Origin of the sequence: Ktedonobacter sp. SOSP1-85 (assembly GCF_016587415.1) — a bacterium.
Classification (GTDB): Bacteria; Chloroflexota; Ktedonobacteria; order Ktedonobacterales; family Ktedonobacteraceae; genus Ktedonobacter.
Genome location: NZ_BNJI01000002.1, coordinates 1845140 through 1868262, shown reverse-complemented (window position 1 = coordinate 1868262; position 23123 = coordinate 1845140). Strand labels below are relative to the sequence as shown.

The following is a 23123-nucleotide window of genomic DNA, read 5'->3' as shown; positions in this document are numbered from 1 at the left end:
ACGTTCGTAGGTCGGGCCACTCACTGTAGGAGAATATACTGTGAAAGATGCTGCAACTGTTCCCCTTGTCTTAGCTATGGATGCTGAGATGGCTTTACTGGAGCATGTGGGAGGGAAAGGGGCCTCCCTGGCACGCCTGGTTAAAGCTGGCCTGCCTGTACCCCCTGGATTTCATGTCACCACGGAGGCCTACCGCTGTTTTGTTAGCGAGAACGGGCTACAGGAGGAGATACTCGCTGCCGTCGCAGCGATTAATAGCGAGCAGCCAGCGACCCTCGAAGAGGCCGCGAAGCGTATAGGGCATCTCTTTATGCAGGGCACTATGCCAAAGAGCATTGAGCGCGCGATTCGTCAGGCTTATGCGGAGCTAGGTGGGAGCCAGCTCGCCGTCGCGGTACGCTCCTCGGCGACGGCTGAAGATTTACCTGAGCAGTCGTTTGCGGGCCAGCAGGAGAGCTATCTTAACATTCGGGGTGAAGCAGCAGTGGTGGAGGCCGTCAAGCGCTGCTGGGCCTCGCTCTGGACGGCGCGTGCCCTTGGCTATCGCGCGCATCATGCCATAGCACCTGAGGATGTGGCCCTGGCCGTCGTTGTCCAGCAGCTTGTAAACGCCGAGGCGGCGGGAATTATGTTCACGGCCAACCCGCTCACAGGCTCACGTGAGCAAGTTGTGATCAACGCCTCCTGGGGGCTGGGCGAGGCTATTGTAGGTGGGCAGGTCACGCCGGATACCTTTGTCTTTGAGAAGGCCAGCAGAGTGATAAGCGAGCAGCAGATAAATGATAAAAGAGTGATGACCGTACGGACCACTACTGGCACGCGCGAGGAACCAGTCCCTGAGGAACGGCGCACACAGGCCGCGCTCACGCCTGAGCAGGCTTTGGAGTTGGCGCCGCTTGGTATGCGCATTGAAGCTCTTTATGCTCAGCCTATGGATGTAGAATGGGCTCTGCATGATGGGTGCTTCTACATTGTGCAGGCGCGGCCAATTACGACCCTACGTGCCCAGGAGGCGAGGTTTGAGGAGTGGAACGATAGTTTGAGCGGCGATTACCTCTGGACGAACGGCAATGTTGGCGAGGCGGTGCCCGATGTGATGACGCCCTGCACCTGGTCGCTTATCAAAATCTTTATCGCCGACACAATGGAGCCACTGCACCTCACGGAGCATAAGCCGATAGGGAACATCGGCGGCCATTTCTACCTCAACCTGAGTATTACCGCGTCGCTGGCCGCCCTGGCGGGCATGAACCAGAAGCAGTTGGCCAGGATCAGTGAGGGCATCTTTGGGCGTATTCCCGAGGGGCTGGAGATACCAGGGTTACCGTTGTCACGCTGGCGCTTGCTTAAAGCCCTGGTACCAGTTGCGATAAGGCTCAAGAAGCGCGTGCGCACCAATCAGAAGCGCCTGCCCGCGTTTATCGCCGCGGCTCCGGCGCGTTGCGAGGAGCTACAAACAAAGATCCGCAACGCTGCCAGCTCTCAGGAACTGCTCGCTTTGTGGCGCGATGAGATCACGCCATTCTTTCGCGAATGCTGTCATATGCTGGAGGCGGGTGCCAGGCGAGACGGGAACGCGCTCGCCCTCATTCGGCGTGACCTGGGCAAGCTCGTAGATGAGGAGGAGGCTAATACGCTCTTCTCAGGCCTGAGTGTAGGGCAGAACCACCTGGCGAGCCTGGGCCTGCTACTGGGCCTGGCGCGACTGGAGCGAGGTGAGATTGACCACGAAACCTTTGCCCGTACCTATGGTCACCGGGGGCCGCATGAGTTTGAGGTCTCGCTACCACGTCCGGCTGAAGATCCCACCTGGATCGAGAGCCAGCTCGCAGGCCTACGCGAGGCACCGCTGGATGTCAACGCGCTCTTAGCTCGGCAGAAGGTTGCGCAAGCGGCGGCCTGGGAGCATCTGCGCCAGCGTTATCCACGCAAAGCCGCAGCGCTCCGGCGGCGTGTAGACCGGGCCGCTGCCGCGGCTCATGATCGCGAGGCCGCCCGCTCAGAGGTCGTACGTGTCTTCTGGGTTCTGCGCACCTTTGTCTTGCGCGTGGGCGAGCTGACTGGTAAGGGCGAGGACCTCTTCTTCCTCTCGATTGAGGAAATTCTGGCTCTTCTGAGTAGGGATGAAGCAGCGCTCGCTACTGTACCCACGCGGCGCGCGACCTATGAACGCTACAGAGCTTTGCCGCCTCTGCCCGCACTGATTCGCGGCCACTTTGATCCCTTCAAATGGGCAGCTGACCCACTGAGGCGCAGCGATGTCTTTGACGAGCGGGGGCAGACGGCTCCTGCTAGCCAGACCATCACAGGCTTTCCCGGCGCGGCTGGCATCGTCGAGGGACGCGCACGCGTGGTCGTCTCACCCGAGGAAGGCGACCAGCTCCAGCTCGGCGAGATCCTGGTCACGACACAGACAAACGTGGGCTGGACGCCACTTTTCCCTCGGGCCGCCGCGGTCGTCACCGATGTCGGCGCGCCCCTCTCGCATGCCGCCATCGTCGCCCGTGAACTGGGCATACCCGCCGTCGTGGGTTGTGGCAACGCAACCATGCGCCTGCATAGCGGCGACTGGCTGCGTGTAGACGGAGGTAAGGGCACCGTAGAGGTGCTGTAGCCAGCACCTCTACGGTACGCGCAAACGCTTACTCTTCGTGGAGGGTAATTGTGCCACTCGTGCCATCGATGGTGACGCGCTGGCCGCTGGTGATGCGTTCGGTCGCAGCGGGTACGCCAACCACAGCTGGAATGCCATACTCGCGAGCGACCACCGCACCGTGTGAGAGCATGCCACCCATTTCCATGATCAGGCCGCCTGCTGTCAGGAAAAGCGGCGTCCAACCAGGATCAGTGGAAGGGGCAACCAGGATCTCCCCGGGCTCTAGATGCGCACCGTTTGGATTGAGAACGACACGCGCTGTAGCCGTAATTTGTCCCGGGGAGGCTGGTGCGCCTGTCAGGATGTGTGCTGCCGCGTCACCCGTAGGGGCGGGCGATGGCTCTGTGCCATCCGAGAGAAGCAAGCGAGGGATGTGGCGTCGAGCCGTCTCACGGTCGTAGCGGTCGCGTCGCTCGTGGACCAGGGAGCGCAGATCTTCACCGGCCAGCGCGCGATGGACTTCGGGCACGCTGAGGAAGATGACATCGTGCGCATTTTCCAGTTGTCCGCTAGCTGTCAGTTGTTTGCCGATAGCGAGCAGGAACTTGCGCAGATGGGCCATCAGCAAGACGATGCAATATTTGGGCATTTCGCGAAAGCCAGCCAGGGCGCGGCCACGGCTCAGGAAGAAGCCAACAAGCTTGCCTCGTAGCCAGCCCCTGCGGCGGGCACGCCTGGTCAGTTCGGCGACCATAGCCTCAGCTTCACGCACTCCACGTTCAAACTGAATATCAGGTGAGGCGATGTCATCCTCCAGGCGCAGGTAGTTGGCGAGCACGCCGATGATATGCGTGGGATCTTCAGACCAGCGAGTAACGCCCATATCGATCTCGGCGACGGCACGATGTCCATAGCGGCGCAGGAAGGCTGTAAGCTCGCTTTGTAACAGCGCGGGCAAGCTACCAGATAGATAGCCTTGCACGATCTCGGCGATGGAGGTTTCACGCACAAAGTGAGCGGTGGGAGGACTCGCTTTGATGCGTTGCGTTATGGCCCAGAGTTCCAGATCCATCTCGGTGGTGGGATTGTGTGGCAGGCCACGGAGCACGATCTGCATATCGGCTGGAGAGGCGTCCTTGCCCAGGAGATAGGTGGCGATGGCGTGTGAACCCAGTCCAGCAGGGATCATGGGCACAATAGTAGTAAACATGCGTTTGACTTCTTGGTGGAAACTTTGCTCAAACTGTTGCAGCCCTTCAACGGCAGCAGTTTCATGCTCTGCCGTGACCAGGGCTTCGAGGTGCTCGCGGAGCTGTTTGATGCGTTTCTGTGTGCCCCTGGGATTGATGAGAGCTCGCAGGACGCTGATTGGCAGATGGATGTTCAGGATGAAGGTGGCAAGTATGCGCCAGAAACGGAGCCGTTGTTTGGGAAGTGGGGCGAAGCGTGGATCGTTGCTGAGTTGTTCGATCAGTTCGACACTGCGCGCTTCACCAATCGAGGCCGCGCCTCGGAACAGCTTGCGCCCCAATTCGCTGCGGATCACGCGGGTCAGATCAATATAGATTCGTTCGCCTGCTTCTATGAAAATGGCTGGACCATCCCAGGGATCGCTGGGACCCAGATCCATGAAGGTGGCAATGGTGCTTAAAAAGAGCCGGAGGGCTGAACGACCAGCAGATGTGATGGGGCCAAAGACACCCTGAAAGACATTAAAGGAGAAATAGGCGCGCAGGTCATCATCAGAGGTGGGAGCGTTGTCTGGCAGAGGATAGAGCGTCGTAATGGGGCGGGACTGCACAAGCCACAGTTTGCTGTTGGCGTCAATGGCCCATTCGATATCTTGTGGAGTGCCATAGTAGTGTTCAACCTGTACGCCGAGCCGCGCCACTGCACGCACCTGTTCATCGGTCAGGCAGGCTGTATCACTGGTGGCCTGGTTCTCGGCGTGGAAGGTGCCACCGCCCGCGATAGAGCTGATGACGAGCTTTTTGTCGCCGAGATGCTGCTCGACAATTTCGCCGGTGCTGCTATTGACGACAAAGTGGTCAGGGTTGCTGGCGCCGGAGACGACTGCTTCGCCCAGACCAGGGTTAGCGTCGATAACGGCCTGGCGTCGCTTGCCAGTGAGCGGATTGGCGGTGAAAAGCACGCCCGCGACCGTGGAATCAACCATCGTTTGTACGACGATGGCCAGGCGGACCGTGCGCTGATCAATCTTCAGATTGGAGCGATAGCTGACGGCGCGGTCGCTCCAGAGAGAGGAAAAGCAGCGCTGTACAGCATTGAGCAGGGCCTCTTGCCCAACGATATTGAGGTAGGTGTCTTGCTGACCGGCAAAGGATGCTCCGGGCAGATCTTCGGCGGTGGCGGAGGAGCGCACGGCTACAGGAGTGTCCTCGCCAAGCTGCTGGTAGGCGTAGAGGATGGCTTCAGCGATCTCAGAAGGGAGTGCTGTATTCAGGAGGCGAGTACGAGCTGCTTCGGCCAGGATATTGTTGTCTACTGTCTGAGCCTCAGCCAGCAATGAATTCATTCCGGCGTCAGCGGCAAATCGGGTATAAGCATGCGTAGTGACGCAGAAGCCCGGGGGAACGGGCAGCCCGGCGCTGATCATTTCGCCCAGATTCGCTGCCTTGCCACCAACCAGCGCTAGCTGATCTCGATGCAGCCCTGCCAACGGGATCACAAGGGCATCCAGCGTTTGCATGGTGTTGTCCTCTTGTCCTGGCGGCGGTGTGCTTGCTTGTGTTGCGCTATTAGAGTGAGAAGTTAGCTCAGCCTTTGCTTTCTCAGCTTGATTGAGAGATGGTTGACTCTGCGGCTGGAGAGACATCATGCTTCCCCTTTCTTTTTCCTGCTTCCGCCAGGAGCTGCATTGCCTGCAATACCTGTGCCTGCTCCTCTGGTGAAAGATAAGCCATCACGGCAATTTGTGCATCGGCGCGCCGTTGTTCAACTTGTGCGATCAATGCTCGACCATGTTCGGTCAGGGCAACCTGTTTGGTACGGCGATCACGTTTGTCTTCGCGCCGACTTAGCAGCCCCTGTACCACAAGCTGGTCGATCAGGCGACTGGTGGCTGAGAGTGAACGGCCTAGCTGTTCGGCGATCTGCTTGATGCTCAATTCACCCTTTGTCTCTAACGTGATTAAGGTAGCTACCTGCGCAAATGAGAGATCAAATGCTTGATTGGTGCGTAGCATACCAATAATAAAATCCTGGAAAATGGCCCGCCTGAGAGTGCGAAGGCTCTGTGCGAGCAATTCCTGGTCAGTTGTATGAATTGACGGCCCCTTTCCCTTTTTAGTTGCAAATTTGCAATTTTTTTACTATGTAAACTATAGCAAACATACAAGCAATAAGTCAATGAGCTCAGCCTATACCCAGTGTTTGACCGCAATGATGGGAAACCTTGAGCTACGTAGGAGGACCGATTTGATGGCTCGCTCCTGGCGTACGCGGCTACTTGGTTGGGAAAACCGTAGCCGCGTACGCCAGGAGCAGGCCACCCCTATTTGCGCGTCAGGGTGGTTAGCAGCCCCACGACGATGGCGGCGGTAATGATATGCATGGTTAACATGGTCCAGAAGATGGGCAGGTTCATGCCGGGAGCAGGGAAGAGGCCGGTCAGGGCCATAATGGGCGTGAGCAGCGAGAGACACAGGGCGATAAGCGCCAGAACGCGGTAGAGCTGAATGGGCCGCCGCGCAAAGCGACTGACCAGCACAAAGGCCAGCAGAGCCAGCAGCACAAAGAAAATCGTGCTACCTATGACTGAGGGTAACTGTAAGCTTGCAAAGCTCTCGGGAACTCCGAGGAAGGCGACGGCTAATGTACGGATAAGGCTATTCACAAGGGCCGCGACGATAAGCGTCAGTGGACCAACCCAGAGAAGCTTGCGTGCAGCTACTTGTTTGTGCGAGATCGTGGATGCCATGGATTGTTCTCCTTATATTTATCTACTCAGTTGCAGGGATCGAGAGAAGTATAGCCTCAATCGTACGCCGTGAGGAAGGATGGAAAGACACATTTCATGCTGTGCCGAAAGTCATGGTCTTCTCTGTGATAAAGAGGAAGAAAGGGACGAGCATGAGAAGGGTGCAGGCGGCGCTGAGTGCGAAGGCAGTTTGTAGGCCAAGCGCTTGGCCAGGAGGCCACCTAGCAAGGGGCCGCTGGCGGCGATGCCATTGCCCAGAAAACTATAGGCGGCACTGACACGGCCTAAGAGTGACGATGGTACCTTACGCCCAAGCAGGGAGTGTGCGGCGATAGTCCACATGGGGCCGCCGATGCTACCAAGGAGGCCTGCCGCGCCGACAAGCCAGGGATTGTTGCTGAGGGAGGGGACACCAAACATGACCGCGTTCCCAATAATATTTAAACCAATGAGCCAGCGCCTGCCCAGCAACCTTTGCATAGGAAGCGTTAAAATGTGAGCTTTTGTCAATTATACTTTTAGTGATAGCGGTGGCTTTATTGCTAGTGTGATGTAGGAGCTTTACAGCGTCGGTCAGAAGCTTTTTGACTGAGAATGTATATACTTGATATCCATTTTTTGTTGCCCGTCTCCACCGATTCACCATCATTTCCGCTACAAGGTAAACACATGTAATCGCTAGAGTTGTAAGTGGGTTGAAGTGGGTTGATTTATTGCCCACACGTCCATTTTGTGGCAGAAGAATTTTATCTCGAGCGTGGCTTGAGAGAAATTGGGAGCAGGGTGATGAGAAAGTTGATGTCTCGATGGCGCCCAATGCGTATCATTCTTGTATGTCTCTTGATAGTGGCCGCGCTACCAGTCATCTACGTGACCGCAAGACTGGTAGTTGGGGCAAGGCATGCGACACAGAACGCGATCCAGATCGAGAATAGTAAACCGGGAACCGATGGCTGGAATGATTTTGCCTCTGATTTGCAGTATGATCTGATTTCTGGCTATGGCTCGAAAATTAGTGTTAACCATGGTGACTCGTTAGACTTGTATGTTACAACGACCGCGCCCAGCTTTAGCATTGATGTCTTTCGCACGGGTTGGTATGGGGGAATAGGCGCGCGCAAGGTGACTTCGCTGGGCAGTTTTACCGGCGTGCATCAGCCAATGCCTAATCCTGATCCCAAAACTGGCCTGATTGATTGTAACTGGACAAAGACGACCACGTTGAATATTCCCTCTGACTGGGTGACGGGGGTCTACCTGGCAAAGCTGACCACTTCGACGAATAAGTCAAGCTTCATATTCTTTGTGGTGCGTGACGATGGCGGGCACGAGGATATCGTCTTCCAGACGAGCGTAACGACCTACCAGGCGTATAATACCTGGGGTGGGACTGGACTCTATAATAATGAGACCAATAAATCGATCTTTAGTGGAGCACATGCCTCGAAGGTTTCATTTAACCGTCCCTTCCGTCCTGGCGATAGCAATGGCGCGGGCCACTACTTCTTCTGGGAGTATAAGTTCGTACGCTGGGCGGAGTCGCGTGGCTATGACCTGACCTATACCACGGATATCGATACCGCTGCTAATACCAACCCTCTGACCAATCACAAGGCCTTCCTCTCGGTTGGGCATGATGAGTACTGGACCAAGTCGATGCGCGACAACGTCGAGAATGCCATCAAGGCGGGCGTGAATGTTGGCTTCTTTGGCGCGAATACCTCCTACTGGCAGATTCGCCTGGAGTCCGATAGCAAAGGCGTCGCCAATCGGATCGAGGTGGGGTATAAAGACTTTGCCCAATTTAACACGCCGCCGGGACCCGATCCCATGTTTAATGTGGATAACTCTGTGCTCACCGATCTCTGGCGCGATCCGCATATTAACCGCCCGGAGAACGGTATGGCAGGCGTTATGTATGAGCAGCAGGTATACCAGGATTATACCTTTGTGGCTAAGAATACCTCGCACTGGATCTATGCCGGCACGGGCTTTACTGATGGTAGCAAGGTTCCAGGTATCATTGGCTACGAGTATGACAGGGTGTTTGATAACGGCGCAACCCCACCAGGCTTAATCGTGCTGGGCTCCTCGCCGGTAAATGCCTGCTGTGGTACGGGTAATTCGCACGCCGACACGACGATCTACACGGCTCCCAGCGGGGCACGCGTCTTTGCCTCGGGTACCATCCAATGGAGCCTGGGCCTGGATAATTCACAGGGCAATACCTACGCAAACGCGGGCATTCAGCAGATGACTGCTAACCTGCTTAATAACTTCATTAGTGCCGCCCCTCCGGGAGTGAGCCTGAATCCTGGTAGCATCAATTTTGGCAACCAGAACGTCAATACCGCCAGTAACCCACAGAGTCTGACGCTGATCAACAATGGCAGCAGCGCCTTGACGATCAGTAGCATAGGCATTACGGGTGGTAGCGCGAGCGACTTCAGCCAGAGCAATACCTGTCCGATAAGCCCGAGTACGCTGGCGGCCCACTCCTCCTGTACCATTAGCGTCACCTATCAGCCGAGCGTGCAGGGGAATAGTAGCGCGACGCTGACCATCAATGACGATGCCAGTGGGAGCCCGCACACAGCCGCGCTGACGGGAGCTGGCGTTGTGCCTGCGCCAGGGAGTAGCCTGAGCCCCACGAGCCTGGACTTTGGAACGCAGAACCTTAGCATTGCCAGCGGGGCGAAACAGATTACCCTGACCAATAACGGGACCGCTGCCCTGACGATCAATAGCATTGGCATCAGTGGCACAAATGCTAGCGATTATACTCAGAACAACAGTTGTCCCGCCAGTTCCAGTACACTGGCCCCCAATGCCTCCTGTACGATCAATGTCACCTTTACACCGGCCGGACTGGGGAGTCGGAGCGCGACCCTGACCGTGAATGATAGCGCGGCGGGAAGCCCTTACGCGATTGCCCTGACCGGGACGGGCGTCAACTCCACGATCTACTTTAGCGATGGTTTTGAGGGTGGTAACACGAGTAAGTGGTCGCTACCCAATAGCGATGGTTCGGGAAGCATAACGGTTGAGTCGAGCCAGGTCCATAGTGGAACGAAGGCCGCGGCCATTACCAATGGCAGTAATCAGTATGCCTACCTGTATGCGCCGCTCTCCTCGGCGCAGGCACATACCTATACGCGCTTCTATGTGCGCCTGGCGAGTACCACCTACGGCAGTATTGTGGCGATTGGGCGTAACCAGAATAATGGCTCAATCTGGGAGGTTGACTACGACAATGTCACGCACGCCTTTGACATCTACTTCTGGGGGGCATCGAATCAGGTCTATAGCATCTCGACGCCCAATAACTCGGTCAATGCCAACACCTGGTATAGCCTGGAGATCCAGGACTTCCAGGACCAGGCGGGGCACGCCCAGGTCTGGTTAAATGGAGCTTCTCAGGGTAGCATTGACCAGAATCTCTCTACAGGCAATCCCTTCCAGCGCATTATGATGTATAGCAACGCCCAGACGACGCTCTACTTCGATGATGTGCAGGTCGCGAGCAACTACAATGGCCCCACCTCGGGAGAATAGAGTTAATATACTCTGGAAAAAGAGACAGGCTGGAGCGCAACACGCTCCAGCCTGTCTCTTTTTCCAGAGTATATTAATATTTAATATGGCTTTTTCCCAGATTTGTGCTAAACTTTTAGCCAGAAAATCCCTTTAATGTCTGAACAGAAGCGTTTCTAATAATAGATGGGTTGCAGCATGCCAGTGTCATTTTTAACAGAAGAGCTCGTTCGTTGTAATGCGACGGGGAACTCGTATGAGCGAGGGAAGGTCTACTATAACCAGGGGGCAGTCACCTCGCTTGTATTGCGTGGCGATACGTATGAGGCGCGGGTGCAGGGTAGCGAGTACGAGCCATACCATGTTATGGTAGTTAATCAGCCTGGAGCCGTTAAGGCAGCGTGCAGTTGCCCATACAACTATGGTGGCCTATGTAAGCATATGGTTGCGGTGTGCCTGATGATCATTTATAAGCCGGATGCTGTGGTGGAGGCTCCCAGCCTGGATGAATTACTAGCGGGCCTGACAACCGAGCAAATGGTACAGATCGTGAAAAAGCTGGTTGCGTCTGATGACAAGCTTATTGAGCAGGTAGAGATGATGGTGGAGGTCGTGAAGGCCACGCAGAGTCAGCCAGGGCCAAAGGCACAGGGGAAGCAGGAGCTGCCTGGGATAGAAGCTGCATTTGTGCGTAAACGGCTGAAAAAGGCCTTTGATGAGGCCGCCGATTACTGGGATGATTACGACGATTATTATGAGGAATATACCAATCCCGGCCTGGAAGAGGTAGACTCGTTTCTTGAACTGTTTACCTCGATGATAAACGCACGCCAGGAACGCGGCGTGCTGGAGGCCTTCAAGGCACTGCTCGATGTCTATATTGACTACTGGGCGGACGCGGATGACGAGTATGTCGACCCATCCATGCTGTATTCGACTGGAATAGAAATTACCTCCCTGCTGGCGGAGGCTCTGTTGGGGGCTGAACTGACGAAGCAGGAGCGTGAGCAGTGGCAGAAGCAGATCAAGAAGTGGGAGATGCAGCTTAGCGATAGCTGGGCGAACTCTCATGTGTTTCTCGTAATGAAGCAGGTCCTGAAGGAGGGCTGGGAGGAGGAGTCCCTCAAGCGCATACTGGCAGGAGAAATTGCGGATGCCGAGGAGGCGGAAGGGGCCGAGGCCGTGGCAGACTTCTGGGGTGAGGAGCAAGACTTCGAGGATGAGGATGATGAGGAAGTTGAGATCTCGGACAACGAAGAAGTAGGTGATATCGTCGAGGTGCGCCTACATGTCCTGGCGCGTCATGAGCGCTGGGAGGAGTACCTGAACCTGGCGCGGGCCATGAAACGCTATAAAGAATATGTGCAGCAGTTGCTGAAAAGAGGTCGACAGCAGGAGGCCATCGACTTTGGCCTGAAACATTTACAGAGCCAGAGTGAGATGTTGGAACTGGCACAGAGAGTCTATGCAAACGGCGCGGTCAACGAGGCGCTCCGGGTAGCGGAACATGGTCTCCAGCTTCCGGATCATACCCCAAGCTATGGCAATGTGAAGCTCTCCCTGGCAGAGTGGACAATGGGAGTCGCCAGGCAAGCGGGCAGGCAAGACCTGGCGCTGGCATCGGCATGGTATGTCTTTTTAAAGCGCTGTACCCTGACCAGCTACCTCAACGTCAAAGAGATCGCGGGCGAGGGTTGGCCAAAATTGCGCTCAGAGGTGTTAGCGCATGTAAAGAAGGAAAAAAGCGAGGATGCGATACGGATCTTTCTGCGCGAGGATATGATCGATGACGCCATCAAGCTGGTCGAGAAGCCAGGGTATGCAGGAGGGGAAAACCTAAGGAATATCAAGGCACAGACGGTATTGGAGGCCGCTGCTAGCAAGCGCCCGGAGTGGGTAATTGGCTATTGTCACCCTCTGGTTGAAGACGCTCTGGCAAGGGTACACCATTCTTACTATGCAGATATTGTGCGCTACCTGGGGTATATGAAGCAGGCATATATGTCTGCGAACAAAGGTGGAGAGTGGGGCGAATATATCAGGCGCCTGCGTGATAAGCATCGGTCGAAAAAGAAGCTGATCGAGTTGATGCAAAAGCTTTGATGATGAGTTTGCATATACTTCTTCGCCTGGTTCTGCATACTAGGAACAGAGTAACAAACCGAGCGGCGTTACGACGGTGTAAATGCCTATCGAAAACCTGAGCGCGTGAGCGCTAGCCACGGTAGTGACGTTGGTTTTCGTATAAAAAGATAGCGTCGCCGGGAAGCTGCTTTTGTTATGTCAGAGTGAGTATTTTAGATAGGCAGTTGTACGTGTGAAGCGTTTGCGTACCGGTACCACACTTTGGCGCAAGTGCCTCATGTGAGCAAGCTGCTGATTAGGAGGAAAAAGATGGCTCAGCAGCCAATTAATCCAGCCCAGGTTGAGAAGTGTATCAAAGGCCTTGACTTCCCCGCTGACAAGCAGGAAGTTATCGAGTATGCGAACCAGCATGGCGCGACCAGCGAGATCCGCCAGGCGCTCCAGAGCCTGCCTGAGAGAAGCTTCGACAGCCCTGTTGGTTTGACCAAGGCTATCGGTGAGATGAACCGCAGCCAGCGCTAACATGTTTTAAGCGCGTTATAAGCATGGTGCAAAAGAGAAGGCGATATGCTAAATGAGCATATCGCCTTCTCTTTTTACGAAGTGACTTCTCGCCACTGCGTGGCTCGCAGGGTAAAGCGTGTTGTGATGGCCAGTGAGTCGGCTCTGCCGACTCACTGGCCATCACAACACGCTTTACCCATAATTATTATTCGCGAATGCCGCGGGAGGGTAGGGGGCGAACCAGCGGGCTCATGACGGGCAGGCTCTTCTTACTGCGGGGGAGACGCTGGCGGACCAGGTAGTCGGGGGCCTGGGCCAGGTCGTGCTTCTCCAGGGTCACGTCCTCACCGAAGCGGTTGAAGAACGAGAGCTCGAAGTTGGGGGTCTCACCCAGTGCTCCGTGAGGGCAGACCTCGACACAGTCGCCACAGAAGATACAGCGGTCCAGCGCGAAGGCATAGCGCGTCAGGTGGCGCTCGGCCATCATCAGTGAGCCGGTCGGGCAGACCTGGACACAGGCGCCACAGGAGACACAATCGGTGTCATGCAGGCTGACATTAAACGGGGTCGAGACGATGGTATCAAAGCTCTTGCCAAACATACCGTAGCAGTTGGGACCGATGACGTCGTGGCAGACACGGACGCACTGCATACAGTTGATGCACTTGTTGGGATCGCGCAGAATGAAGCTGTGCGAGAGATCCGTCTCGTAGTCATGGTAGTCGCTCGGCTCGCCGTCGTGGAAACGGTTATCGGCCAGGCCATGCTCGATACTGTAGCGCTGAAGGTCACACTGGCCAGCCGCCGGACAGGCACACTGGAGGCAGCGAGCAGCCTCACGTTGGGCCTGCCCTTGCAGGTAGCTCATCTCGATGATGCTAAAATTGTGTTTGCGTTCCTTATAGGGGAGCATCGGCATCTTAACCCTGGGCTCGACTGGCTTATAGGGCACGATGTCGAAGAGATCAGGCTTGCGCTCCTCCAGCTCCAGGCGGCGAGCGACCTCGTCCATATCCTCGCCCAGCAGGAAGGCATGGATTGAGCGCGCGCCCAACTTGCCCTGCGCCACGCATTGAATAATTGTGCTCGCTCCAAGCTGGCAGTCGCCGCCTGCGAAGACGCCATGGCGGTCGGTCATAAAGTTAAAGGGATTGGTCTGGATGGTCTTCCACTTCGTCCATTGCACGCCGTCCTGCTCATTGAGCACGGAGGTGTCGACCTTCTGGCCAATGGCTGGAATGAGCGTATCGCAGGGAATAACAAACTCGGAACCGGGAATGGGGACGGGGCGGCGGCGCCCGCTGGCATCCGGCTCGCCAGGCCTTGTGCGTGCATACTCGACCCCCACGACTCGCCCATTTTCCGTAAGCACGCGCTGCTGAGCCGCGCCGACCAGGAGATGCGTTCCCTCGGCCTCGCCGTCCTCGATCTCTTCATTCGTGGCCGTCATATCCTTGCGTGTACGGTAATAGGTCGTATGGACTCTAGTGCCCAGGCGCAGGGCAGTACGTGTGCAGTCAAAGGTCGTGAAGCCTCCGCCGATGACAACGACCTCGTTCCCCTCTTTGACGGGTGTGGCCTTGCCCTCGACCTTGTCATAGAGGAACTTGATGGCGTTGACCACGCCATGAGCGCCCTCGCCGGGGATGCGCATCTGGTTGCTGGTCCAGCAGCCAATAGCGAGATAGACGGCGTCGAAGCCCTGCGCGAAGAGGTCATCGGCGGTAAAATCTCTGCCCAGCTCGATATTGGCTTGCAGGTCTACCCCCAGATCGAAGACATGTTGTAGCTCGCGGTCCATCATATCTTTTTGCAAGCGATACTCAGGAATGCCATAACGCAGCATCCCGCCTGGCTGAGGCTGCTTATCAAAGACCTTGACGTAGTGTCCGCGCAGCGCCAGGTAGTAGGCACAGGAGAGGCCCGCCGGACCCGCGCCCACGATGGCGACGCGTTTGCCCGTGGTGGGATCTTTCTCATATGGTATGGGAGGATCAAGCAGACAGGCCTCGGCGGCGTGACCATGCATGCGGCAGATGGCGATCTCCTCATCGACGAGCTTGCGGCGGCAGCCGTCCTGGCAGGGAGCTGGACAGGTCAGGCCCAGGATATAGGGGAAGGGCAAGACCTCTTTTACCAGGCGCGCAGCCTCCTTCATTGAGCCATGCGCGATCAACTCCAGGTAGCCAGGGATATCGATATGCGTAGGGCACTCGACCTGGCAGGGAGGCTGGCAATAGGCGTTATGATCGGAGAGCATCATCTCCAGGTTGGTGCGGCGGATATGAAAAAGCTCATCCGAGTTTGTTTTTATCACCATGCCGGGTTGAGCTGGCGTATTGCACGAAGGGAGCGGCCTCTTCTGACCCTCGATATGTACCAGGCACATACGGCAGGCCGAGGTTGGCTCCAATTTCTCATCATTACAGAGATTGGGGATGTCCTGAATGCCATTATCAATGGCCACACTCAGGATGGTCTGGCCCTCGTAGGCCTGCATTACTCGTCCATCGATGGTCAAGGTAAAGGAGGGCTGCCCATGCTCATCGCGTGTAGCTGCCCTGGCTGGAAGTGTAGTGGTGGCTGGTTGATAGGTAACGAGACGCGACATAGATCTTTTCCTTGCAACTGTCTTGCTATTTTTAGTTCTCTTCTTAGAATAGGCTCCCATCTGGCGCAAAACAATCACAAGATATATCAGTTTACCTATCAGTTTCTGTTCGTATTAACACTTTGCATTTCGTGCACCTATTATCTGGATAAGTCACTCTATTCTCAGCGTCTGCCACCACACCCTTATCCCGCAGAACCTCATAGAGTCTATGCTGGCATGGACCCTACAAGTTGGCTAGCAGGGCGCGGCTGGAGAGGACTTCTGGATGATCGGCATCCCACACGCGTTCACGGATGGCGAGGGCACGTTGAGCCAGGGGAAGTGCCAGTTCGCGCTCTCCTTGCTCTTGATAGAGCGTGGCCAGACTATGCAGCGTGTTGGCGAGCGCTGGGTGGTCGCTGCCTAGCGCCTGTTCCTGGATAAGCAGGGCGCGTTTGAGGAGTTTCTCGGCCTGGGCAGCGTCTCCCTGGAGACTATAGATCATACCAAGCGTGGCCAGGCCTTCAGCGAATTGGGGATGGGTGTCGCTAAAGACCTCAAGGAAGATCTGGTTGGATTGCTGGAGTGTCTCCAGGGCTTGTGCGTATTTTTCCTGTAGTCCATAGACGAGTCCCAGTGTATTCAAGCAGGCGCCAACCTCTGGATGATTGGCGCCGAGGCTACTGGCGAACACCGCGCAGGCCCGACACAGAAATGCTTCTGCCTGGGACAGGTCACCTTGTAAGCGATAGACAAGGCCAAGGGTGCGCAGACTCTCGGCGGTATCGGGATGCGTGTGCCCGACTACGCGCTGACAGATGGCGAGAGCCTGCTTGAGGAGGGCTATGGCGCGCTCATACTGCCCCTGGAGTCCATAGAGCAGGCCCAGGCCGCGCAGAGATGGAATCGTCGAGTAGCGCGCGGTCTCGTCGTCGCCATCAAGCTGGAGAATGGTTTGCTGATAGAGCTCCTCTGCTTGTTGATAGTGTCCCAGTAGCTTGTAGATGGTCGCGAGGCTGCTTATACTCTCGATGGTATGTGGATGGGTAGGCCCAAGCGTCTGCTGACTGAGCGCGACTGCGTGCAGGAGAAGGGTTTCGGCCTGTTGATACTGTCCTTGCTCATACGCCAGGTTGGCGACGAGCTTGATAAGCGGAACAAGGTGTGGATGGCCTGGTCCAAGATTATGCTGGCGTAGTGTCAGGGCGCGCTGGAGCAGGTGCTGAGCCTGGGGAAGCCGACCCTGCTCCAGCGCGAGGCGCCCGCTATTTTCCAGGGCCTCGCTCAAATTCGGGTCTTCCGCTGACAGCGTGCCCTCAAGCAACTCCAGGCTCCTGGTATAGGCCTGCTCTGCCTGCTGATACGCGCCCCTGGCCTCATAGACCAGCCCCAGGCAATTATACAGATTAGCCTCCAGATTAGCCTCATCCTGACGCCGGGTTGATGCCTGGGGAGACTGATGAAGCAGCTCCAATGCCCTATGAAGAAAGCTCTCGGCCTGGACATATTGTCCACGCAAGGCGAGATAGCGAGCCGCCTTATAAAGGAGAGAGGTCGTTTCTGGAGGCGCTGAGTGTGTCTGTTTTAGGGATTCCAAACTCTGCAAGACCTGGGGGAGTAATTGTTCATTCAAGCGTAGGCCCTCCATGCTCAATTCCTCGGTGAAGACCCGGTTCAGGCCGCGCAGGATACGTGCTAACCAGGTGCCCTGCTGCTCCTGGGGCAGAGCATCGCGCAGGATGGCCTGAACGAGGCTATGTACTACCAGGCTGTGCGTTGTGGCCTGCCGATAGAGAAGCGACAGAGCGCGCAGGCGGGCAATGGCGTCATCTAGAGCCAGGGGATCGCTCAGGACCGGAGCCAGTTGTATTCCCAATTCGGGGGCGAGCAAACTCAACAGCTCTTCTGTAATGCCCTCGCGCTGCAAGAAGGAGCAGCAGTACAGTAACTCGGCGGCGGCCTGCTGTTCCTGTTCCAGGCGCTCGATGCAAAGGGAGATGGTGCCAGCGATGGAGAGCGGGTGCTCCATGGGATTGCTACCACGCCGGGCAAGCAGGTCTTTACGGTGGCGCTGATAGCGTGCCAGGTAGTCGGCCAGGCTGCATCCCGTCTCCTCTATATAGGCGCCTGCCTGGTCGAGGGCCAGGGGGAGGCCACCGAGGAGCTTGCCGATAGCACGTGCCTCATACACGTCCTGTTCCTTAATAGTGTGCAAGGATGCAGACACGGCGAGATACTTTGCGCGGCGCAGGAGCAGGAGCGCGCTCTCCTCATCACTCATCTGCTTAAGGTCGATGTGCTGTGCCAGAGGGCCAGTTGCCTGAGCACGCGTGGTAAGCAGGATGTGACCATTAAAGAGAGAAGGCAGGAGGGGTTCGATGACTGCGACCTGTTCGACGTTATCCAGGATAAGTAGCCAGCTCTCATGCGTTTCAAGCCATGTACGTACCAGTTCCAGGCTCGCCTCGGGAGCTTGTTCCTCAAGTATGGTAGTGGTACCGAGACGACGAGCGAGGCCCTGGCAGCGCCGGGCCAGCATCTCTGTAGTCTCGGCGGGGAGCCAGAGAATGGATTGGTAGGCGCTATAGTAGCGGTAGGCATATTCGAGGGCCGTCTGTGTTTTCCCGATGCCGCCCAGACCACACAGGGCATATATCTGCGTGGAGGATGCCTGCAAGCGGGTATGTAAGCGCTCCAGAAGAGCTTCGCGGCCCGTAAAGAAGGGATTGCGCCGGTAGGGAAGATATTTGAGTTGTTGGGGAAGCTGGGGGTGATCGATGGGTGGCCCTGGCTCAGGGGACGTGTCCTGTTCTGCTTGCTCGTCAGGAAAGAGGCCGAGCTCAGTTGCACTTTTGCCAAAGAGAGAGCAGAGCTTCAGACGAAAATAGGGACTGGGGGCCGTGGCCCCACGCTCCCAGCGGTTGATCGTGATTATAGAGACCCCGAGATGATCCGCCATTTCCTGTTGCGACCAGTGCTTACGCAAGCGTTCGGCCCTGAGCCGCTGGTTGGTGCCAGTGTGAGCGGTTTTCTTCATCAAGCGCACATCTTTCCAGGTGGCTATATTTGTGGTGTTTGCCGTGCGTTAATGTCTTCTCTGGCTATGGTAGCCGCTTTTCCCGCTTTTGGCAAGCCTCTGCCTTCTTTCTGGCTCTAACAGGCAGAGAAAGGCCAGGAGCCAGACCTGGCGTGAGAAGTGGCATGACCCATAAAGATATTGAGCATATTTTTACGAGTTCTCTTGAGGCCTATACGCCCTGTTGATCTGCATAAGCCGATACTATAAGTAACTTAAGAACACTTACTGGAGAGGTTTTTCAATATCACAATGGCTTATCTGATACCGCTTACCAGGCTTGTCGAGCTGTTAGCAATGATTGTACTTCCACTATTGGCTCCCTATACTTCTGGTGTAATGAACTCAAAGACACGTCATGGTCGGGCATCTGGTTGGGCGTTGGCCATGCTTCTGGTATGTTGCTTACTGTTTTGTAGTGAACGCGTAGAACAGCGTAACACTACAACGCTAGCGTGGCCCTTACCACATTCCTCTATGACCAGGCCTAATAACAATATGGCAGGAATGGAGGTGCGTTTGATGCTTTGGAATGGAAGAAGATGTGTCTCGTTACCAGCAGCGTTGGGATAGTAGATAGAGAAGTGATTTGCGTACGTACGCAAATCACTTCTCTATCTATATATTTCATTAAGAGGGAAGGGAGCGGGCCAGGATGGCCTGGGCGTCGATGCCAGGAGGGAGGGTGCCGAAGGCGTGGCCCCAGGCGCCACCCAGGCGTGTGGCACAGAAGGCATCGGCCAATGGTGTGGGTGCGTGCTGAACCAGGAGCGCACCCTGGAGTATCAGAGCCATGCGCTCGACGAGGAAGCGAGCACGCCACTCGATGTTATCCAGGTGCGAAAGCTCTTGTTGCAGAGCCTGGACCGCATCAGAGAGGTGTTTGTTCGCGGCGCGGGCTGGCGCGACCTCAGTAAAGAAGCTCTCCAGAACCTGGGGCTGTTTGGCGAGGGCACGCAGGACATCGAGGCAGTTGACGTTGCCAGAGCCCTCCCAGATAGAGTTAAGCGGCATCTCACGATAGAGGCGAGGCATGATACTCTCTTCGACGTAGCCGTTGCCACCCAGGCACTCAAGTGCCTCCGCCACGCACGTAGGGCCGCGCTTGGTTACCCAGTATTTGCCGAGCGCCGTCCCCAGGCGCTTGATATGCTCCTCATGTGTGCTGGTGGGAGCCTGGTCGCAGGCGCGCGCCAGGCGCAGCGCCAGGGTGATCGCCGCTTCGACTTCGAGCGAGAGGTCCGCGAGCACATTGCGCATCAGGGGTTGGTCGAGCAGAGGCCGGCCGAAGGCCTGGCGGTGACGCGTATGATGCAGGGCCTGGGTCAGGGCCTGGCGCATCATGGCCGTGCTGCCCAGGATACAATCCAGGCGTGTGTAGTTCACCATCTCAATGATTGTGCGCACGCCCTGGCCCTCTTCGCCGACCAGGAAGGCCACGGTCTGCTGAAACTCGACCTCGCTGGAGGCGTTAGAGCGATTGCCAAGTTTGTCTTTCAGGCGCTGAATGAAGAAGGGATTGCGTGTGCCATCGGGGAGGACGCGTGGCAGCAGGAAGCAGGAGAGTCCGCCGGGAGCCTGGGCCAGGACGAGAAAGACATCGCACATAGGGGCGGAGCAGAACCATTTATGACCAGTGAGCAGATAGGTGCCCGCGCCCAACTCGCCAGCAGGAACGGCGCGCGTCGTATTGGCGCGTACATCGGAGCCACCCTGTTTCTCGGTCATACCCATGCCGCAGAGGAGGCCGCGCTTCTCAGCAGCGGGTCGCAGGCCGAAGTCGTATTCGAGTGAGAGGAGGCCAGGGAGCCAGGTCTGGGCTAGCCCTGGCTGATGGCGCAGGACCGGGACGGCGGCATGCGTCATAGAGATCGGGCAACCGTGACCCGCCTCCACCTGGGTAAAGAGATAGAAGCCTGCCGCGCGTGCGACCTGCGTACCGGGACGCTCCTCGCGCCAGGAGAGCGCGTGTGTTCCCCAATTCACTGCCGCTTCCATAAGCTGATGCCAGGCCGGGTGAAAGCTTACTTCATCGATGCGATTGCCATAGCGGTCGTGCGTGTGAAGCTCGGGGGGATAGGTATTAGCCTCAAAGCCCTGAGTGATAACCTCACTGCTGCCCAGGTAGCGCCCCAACTTGCTTAGGCGCTCTTCAGCCCAGCCAGCGCCTTCGCGTTGTATGCCGGCGACGAGGGCGCTATCGAGAGTAAAGGGGTTGTATTGAACAAGCGGTGGTGGCTGATTGGCAACAGTATGTGTCGAAATAGCCGGATGAGCGAATACGTCCATGACATGCTCCTTTGCAGTAAATGTTGGGGGTGTTGGTGCTCCTGGCAACCGAAGGCTGCCAGGAGCACCAACACCAACTACTCATTCTATTTTACTCTCTTTTGACGCGCAGGCGATCTTTGACAAACGAGAGGAGGGCCTTTATTTGCGGGTCCTGCACGGGATCGCAGACTTGCAAACTATAGTGGTTGGCTCCATCATCGACTGTAAGCATGTAGTGCATCTGGTCGGCCCCGCGGCACGTGTGCTTCGATAGTAGGGAGTGATCGAAGACGCGCACTTTGTCAAGCAAGCGTTGTAGCTCCTTAACCTCCTGAGGGGAGAGAGACGTACTATCCAGAACATGGGACTTTGTCATGCCTGGGAAGTACGCCAGGCCGCCTTCAGTCCGCAGCGTCACTTTCATCTGGCTCCTCCGATAAATTTTGAGGTAAATTCTCAGGAGTATCCTGGGGAAACTGCCAGGGAGCATTGTCTTCAGAGTCATCTGGAATGGGCCAGTTTGAACTACCTGTATTACCAGGTGTCGTAATCACTATTCCAGTTGTGGCATCGGTGCCATCCGTGGGGATGGTGCTAATGCTGGTTTTCAATACCTTGACGGTCTCCCAGGCTTTCTGAACTGCCTGTTGTTCCTGGCTGTTGGCACCATAGAGTGCGGACGCGTGCTTGAGGGTCAGTGTCGCGAAGTCACTAAAGGTAGCGGACGACTTTAAGGCGCGATCACACAATGTTGTATACCAGATGCGCCCCGTTTTCTCCCAGGCGCGACCACCTATCGCGATAGCAGCCAGGTAAAAGGCATGATTGGGAATTCCCGAGTTCACATGTACACCACCATTATCGTCGGTCATGTCAACATAGCCATCCATGGTGGCAGGTTGGGGATCTTTCCCCAGAACGGGATCATCGTAGGCGGTACCAGGCGCTTTCATGGAGCGTAGCGCCTCTCCCTGAACCTTGTCTGTAAACAGGCCTTTCCCAATCAACCAGTCGGCCTGATCGGCGCTCTGGTTGAGCGAAAACTGTTTGACCAGAGAGCCAAAGACATCTGAGATGGATTCATTGAGCGCGCCCGGCTGGTCATTATAGTCGAGATTGGCTTCGCTACCTGTAACTCCGTGTGTTAGCTCATGCCCAATGACTTCAAGGGCAATGGTAAAGCGATTGAAGGTGTCGCTATCGCCGTCTCCAAAGACCATTTGTCCGCCATCCCAGAAGGCATTGTTATAGCTAACATCATAGTGAATGGAGGCATCCAGGGGTAAGCCTTTGTTGTCGATGGAGTTACGGCTATAGACCTGTTGATAGAAGTTATAGGTCCATCCTAAGCCATCGTAAGCTTCATTCCCCGCTTTATCAATGATAGGAGTCTGTCCCTCATGGCGAATCAAGCTGCCGGGGAGATCGGTTGCATGTCGGGCGTCATAGATGGAGCGTTCTGGTCCGACGGCCTTGGCGACGGCGGTTTGCGGCAATTGTGCTTGTAGCAAGGGTATGGAACGAGAGCGGGCAGCACGTACATACTGATCAAGTTCCAGTGATTTCAACGCGCGGTCGCGTTGTTGGAGCGTGCCACGTTCCGCAATGGAGGAGAGTATGTGTGGTGGAACAATTGTGTGTAGGATGCGAGGCGTGAACTGCTGTTGCATGAGAAGAGTGTCTCCTTTCGTCTCACAACATCTTCAACCAACCCTGGTCAACACTCTGTGTAGGATGCGCAGTTTTGTGTCAGTTACTTATACTCTAAAATATAGCACATAAAGCGGAAAATGTACAAAAAAAGAGTTAATATGTAATGTGAAAATGCCAGCGGCATCTTCACGCCACACATTAATATAATCAAGCGAGCCACGTAGTAGTGAGAAGTCCCGCCGAATAATTCCGGCTAGCCGCCTGGCTCGGATAAGTAATTTTGTCACACAATGATAAAAAGCTTCCATTCTGCACAAAAATAGTCTTGACGTTATGCCTTTCAGGGAATAGACTATCCCTATATGTTGTTTTTGATAACGTATGGCATCAGAAGGAATTGGATCGCTCCTGTGAGAGTTGGTTTCACGAGCATCAATTGTCGAGAGATGTCAGCACAGGAGCAGAATTAAGATGAGAATTTACGTTGGGGGCCTCCCCTACCAGTCAACCGAGCAGGATCTGATCCAGCTTTTTGAGCAGATCGGCCAGGTTACCTTCGCCACAGTCATCACCGATCGTGAGACCGGGCGCAGCAAAGGCTTCGGCTTTGTTGAGATGAGCAGCGATGACGAGGCCCGCGCGGCTATCGAGCAGCTGAATGGCTCAACCCTGGGCAACCGCACCATTACGGTCAACGAGGCGCGCGAGCGCCGCGCTCCCGGTGGTGGTGGTGGCGGCTACCAGAGCCGCGATCGTCGCTCAAATGGTGGTGGTTACCGCGACCGCTACTAAGCGCGTAGATCACTAGCAGTGAAAAAACAAGAGACGCCCTCCCCAGGGAGGGTGTCTCTTTTACTCTTATAACAGGTAT

15 protein-coding genes are annotated in these 23123 nt (G+C 56.0%); 6 read left to right on the top strand and 9 right to left on the bottom strand.

Annotated elements, in window-relative coordinates; all coding sequences use genetic code 11:
• Positions 1-40: 40 nt before the first annotated feature.
• A complete protein-coding gene (locus KTE_RS36460) occupies positions 41-2614 on the top strand; it encodes a PEP/pyruvate-binding domain-containing protein (RefSeq protein WP_201390494.1) in 2574 nt (857 codons plus the stop codon).
• 28 nt (positions 2615-2642) lie between these two features.
• Here KTE_RS36460 and KTE_RS36455 read toward each other — a convergent pair whose 3' ends face one another.
• From KTE_RS36455 to KTE_RS36440, 4 genes are all read right to left on the bottom strand, one after another.
• A complete protein-coding gene (locus KTE_RS36455) occupies positions 2643-5435 on the bottom strand; it encodes a PEP/pyruvate-binding domain-containing protein (RefSeq protein WP_201390492.1) in 2793 nt (930 codons plus the stop codon).
• Positions 5389-5802 (bottom strand): MarR family winged helix-turn-helix transcriptional regulator, encoded by a 414-nt coding sequence (locus KTE_RS36450; protein ID WP_201390491.1) that lies wholly within the window; start codon positions 5800-5802, stop codon positions 5389-5391. Before KTE_RS36450 ends, KTE_RS36455 begins: the two co-directional genes overlap by 47 nt.
• Positions 5803-6110: 308 nt before the next feature.
• The gene (locus tag KTE_RS36445; RefSeq protein ID WP_201390489.1) at positions 6111-6536 is read right to left on the bottom strand and encodes a DUF6069 family protein; all 426 of its coding nucleotides are present in this window, start codon (positions 6534-6536) and stop codon (positions 6111-6113) included.
• Between the two features lie 111 nt (positions 6537-6647).
• A complete protein-coding gene (locus KTE_RS36440; RefSeq protein ID WP_201390487.1) occupies positions 6648-7046 on the bottom strand; it encodes a hypothetical protein in 399 nt (132 codons plus the stop codon).
• Positions 7047-7334: 288 nt separating this feature from the next.
• Here KTE_RS36440 and KTE_RS36435 point away from each other — a divergent pair, with 288 nt between their 5' ends.
• The 3 genes from KTE_RS36435 (at position 7335) to KTE_RS36425 (ending at position 12677) form a co-directional block, all read left to right on the top strand.
• Positions 7335-10091 (top strand): N,N-dimethylformamidase beta subunit family domain-containing protein, encoded by a 2757-nt coding sequence (locus KTE_RS36435; RefSeq protein WP_201390485.1) that lies wholly within the window; start codon positions 7335-7337, stop codon positions 10089-10091.
• Positions 10092-10268: 177 nt separating this feature from the next.
• The gene (locus KTE_RS36430; RefSeq protein ID WP_201390483.1) at positions 10269-12173 is read left to right on the top strand and encodes an SWIM zinc finger domain-containing protein; all 1905 of its coding nucleotides are present in this window, start codon (positions 10269-10271) and stop codon (positions 12171-12173) included.
• 291 nt (positions 12174-12464) lie between these two features.
• The gene (locus tag KTE_RS36425) at positions 12465-12677 is read left to right on the top strand and encodes a DUF2795 domain-containing protein (RefSeq protein ID WP_201390481.1); all 213 of its coding nucleotides are present in this window, start codon (positions 12465-12467) and stop codon (positions 12675-12677) included.
• Positions 12678-12864: 187 nt separating this feature from the next.
• On the opposite strand, the gene KTE_RS36420 is transcribed toward KTE_RS36425, so the two are convergent.
• Positions 12865-15270, bottom strand: a complete 2406-nt coding sequence (locus tag KTE_RS36420; protein ID WP_201390479.1) for an FAD-dependent oxidoreductase — start codon at positions 15268-15270, stop codon at positions 12865-12867.
• 226 nt (positions 15271-15496) lie between these two features.
• Positions 15497-18289, bottom strand: coding sequence for a tetratricopeptide repeat protein (locus KTE_RS36415; RefSeq protein ID WP_201390476.1), 2793 nt, complete (start codon positions 18287-18289; stop codon positions 15497-15499).
• 291 nt (positions 18290-18580) lie between these two features.
• Between KTE_RS36415 and KTE_RS50085 the strand changes: the two genes are divergently transcribed.
• Positions 18581-18901 (top strand): potassium-transporting ATPase subunit KdpA, encoded by a 321-nt coding sequence (locus KTE_RS50085; protein ID WP_201390475.1) that lies wholly within the window; start codon positions 18581-18583, stop codon positions 18899-18901.
• A gap of 57 nt (positions 18902-18958) precedes the next feature.
• Here KTE_RS50085 and KTE_RS36405 read toward each other — a convergent pair whose 3' ends face one another.
• From KTE_RS36405 to KTE_RS36395, 3 genes are all read right to left on the bottom strand, one after another.
• Positions 18959-20617: an isovaleryl-CoA dehydrogenase gene (locus KTE_RS36405; protein ID WP_201390473.1), complete on the bottom strand. Its 1659-nt coding sequence runs from the start codon at positions 20615-20617 to the stop codon at positions 18959-18961.
• Positions 20618-20708: 91 nt separating this feature from the next.
• Positions 20709-21017, bottom strand: a complete 309-nt coding sequence (locus KTE_RS36400; protein ID WP_201390471.1) for a protealysin inhibitor emfourin — start codon at positions 21015-21017, stop codon at positions 20709-20711.
• Positions 21001-22269, bottom strand: coding sequence for a M4 family metallopeptidase (locus tag KTE_RS36395; RefSeq protein WP_201390469.1), 1269 nt, complete (start codon positions 22267-22269; stop codon positions 21001-21003). Before KTE_RS36395 ends, KTE_RS36400 begins: the two co-directional genes overlap by 17 nt.
• Positions 22270-22723: 454 nt before the next feature.
• Between KTE_RS36395 and KTE_RS36390 the strand changes: the two genes are divergently transcribed.
• Positions 22724-23044 (top strand): RNA-binding protein, encoded by a 321-nt coding sequence (locus KTE_RS36390; RefSeq protein WP_201374287.1) that lies wholly within the window; start codon positions 22724-22726, stop codon positions 23042-23044.
• Positions 23045-23123: the final 79 nt, after the last annotated feature.

What these genes read in the sequence shown, in the direction of transcription:
- KTE_RS50085 (WP_201390475.1), top strand. Translation starts at nt 18,581, where the DNA reads ATGGCTTATCTGATACCGCTTACCAGGCTTGTCGAGCTGTTAGCAATG.
- KTE_RS36405 (WP_201390473.1), bottom strand. Translation starts at nt 20,617, where the DNA reads ATGGACGTATTCGCTCATCCGGCTATTTCGACACATACTGTTGCCAAT.
- KTE_RS36415 (WP_201390476.1), bottom strand. Translation starts at nt 18,289, where the DNA reads ATGAAGAAAACCGCTCACACTGGCACCAACCAGCGGCTCAGGGCCGAA.
- KTE_RS36450 (WP_201390491.1), bottom strand. Translation starts at nt 5,802, where the DNA reads ATGCTACGCACCAATCAAGCATTTGATCTCTCATTTGCGCAGGTAGCT.
- KTE_RS36390 (WP_201374287.1), top strand. Translation starts at nt 22,724, where the DNA reads ATGAGAATTTACGTTGGGGGCCTCCCCTACCAGTCAACCGAGCAGGAT.
- KTE_RS36430 (WP_201390483.1), top strand. Translation starts at nt 10,269, where the DNA reads ATGCCAGTGTCATTTTTAACAGAAGAGCTCGTTCGTTGTAATGCGACG.
- KTE_RS36425 (WP_201390481.1), top strand. Translation starts at nt 12,465, where the DNA reads ATGGCTCAGCAGCCAATTAATCCAGCCCAGGTTGAGAAGTGTATCAAA.
- KTE_RS36445 (WP_201390489.1), bottom strand. Translation starts at nt 6,536, where the DNA reads ATGGCATCCACGATCTCGCACAAACAAGTAGCTGCACGCAAGCTTCTC.
- KTE_RS36420 (WP_201390479.1), bottom strand. Translation starts at nt 15,270, where the DNA reads ATGTCGCGTCTCGTTACCTATCAACCAGCCACCACTACACTTCCAGCC.
- KTE_RS36395 (WP_201390469.1), bottom strand. Translation starts at nt 22,269, where the DNA reads ATGCAACAGCAGTTCACGCCTCGCATCCTACACACAATTGTTCCACCA.
- KTE_RS36435 (WP_201390485.1), top strand. Translation starts at nt 7,335, where the DNA reads ATGTCTCGATGGCGCCCAATGCGTATCATTCTTGTATGTCTCTTGATA.
- KTE_RS36455 (WP_201390492.1), bottom strand. Translation starts at nt 5,435, where the DNA reads ATGATGTCTCTCCAGCCGCAGAGTCAACCATCTCTCAATCAAGCTGAG.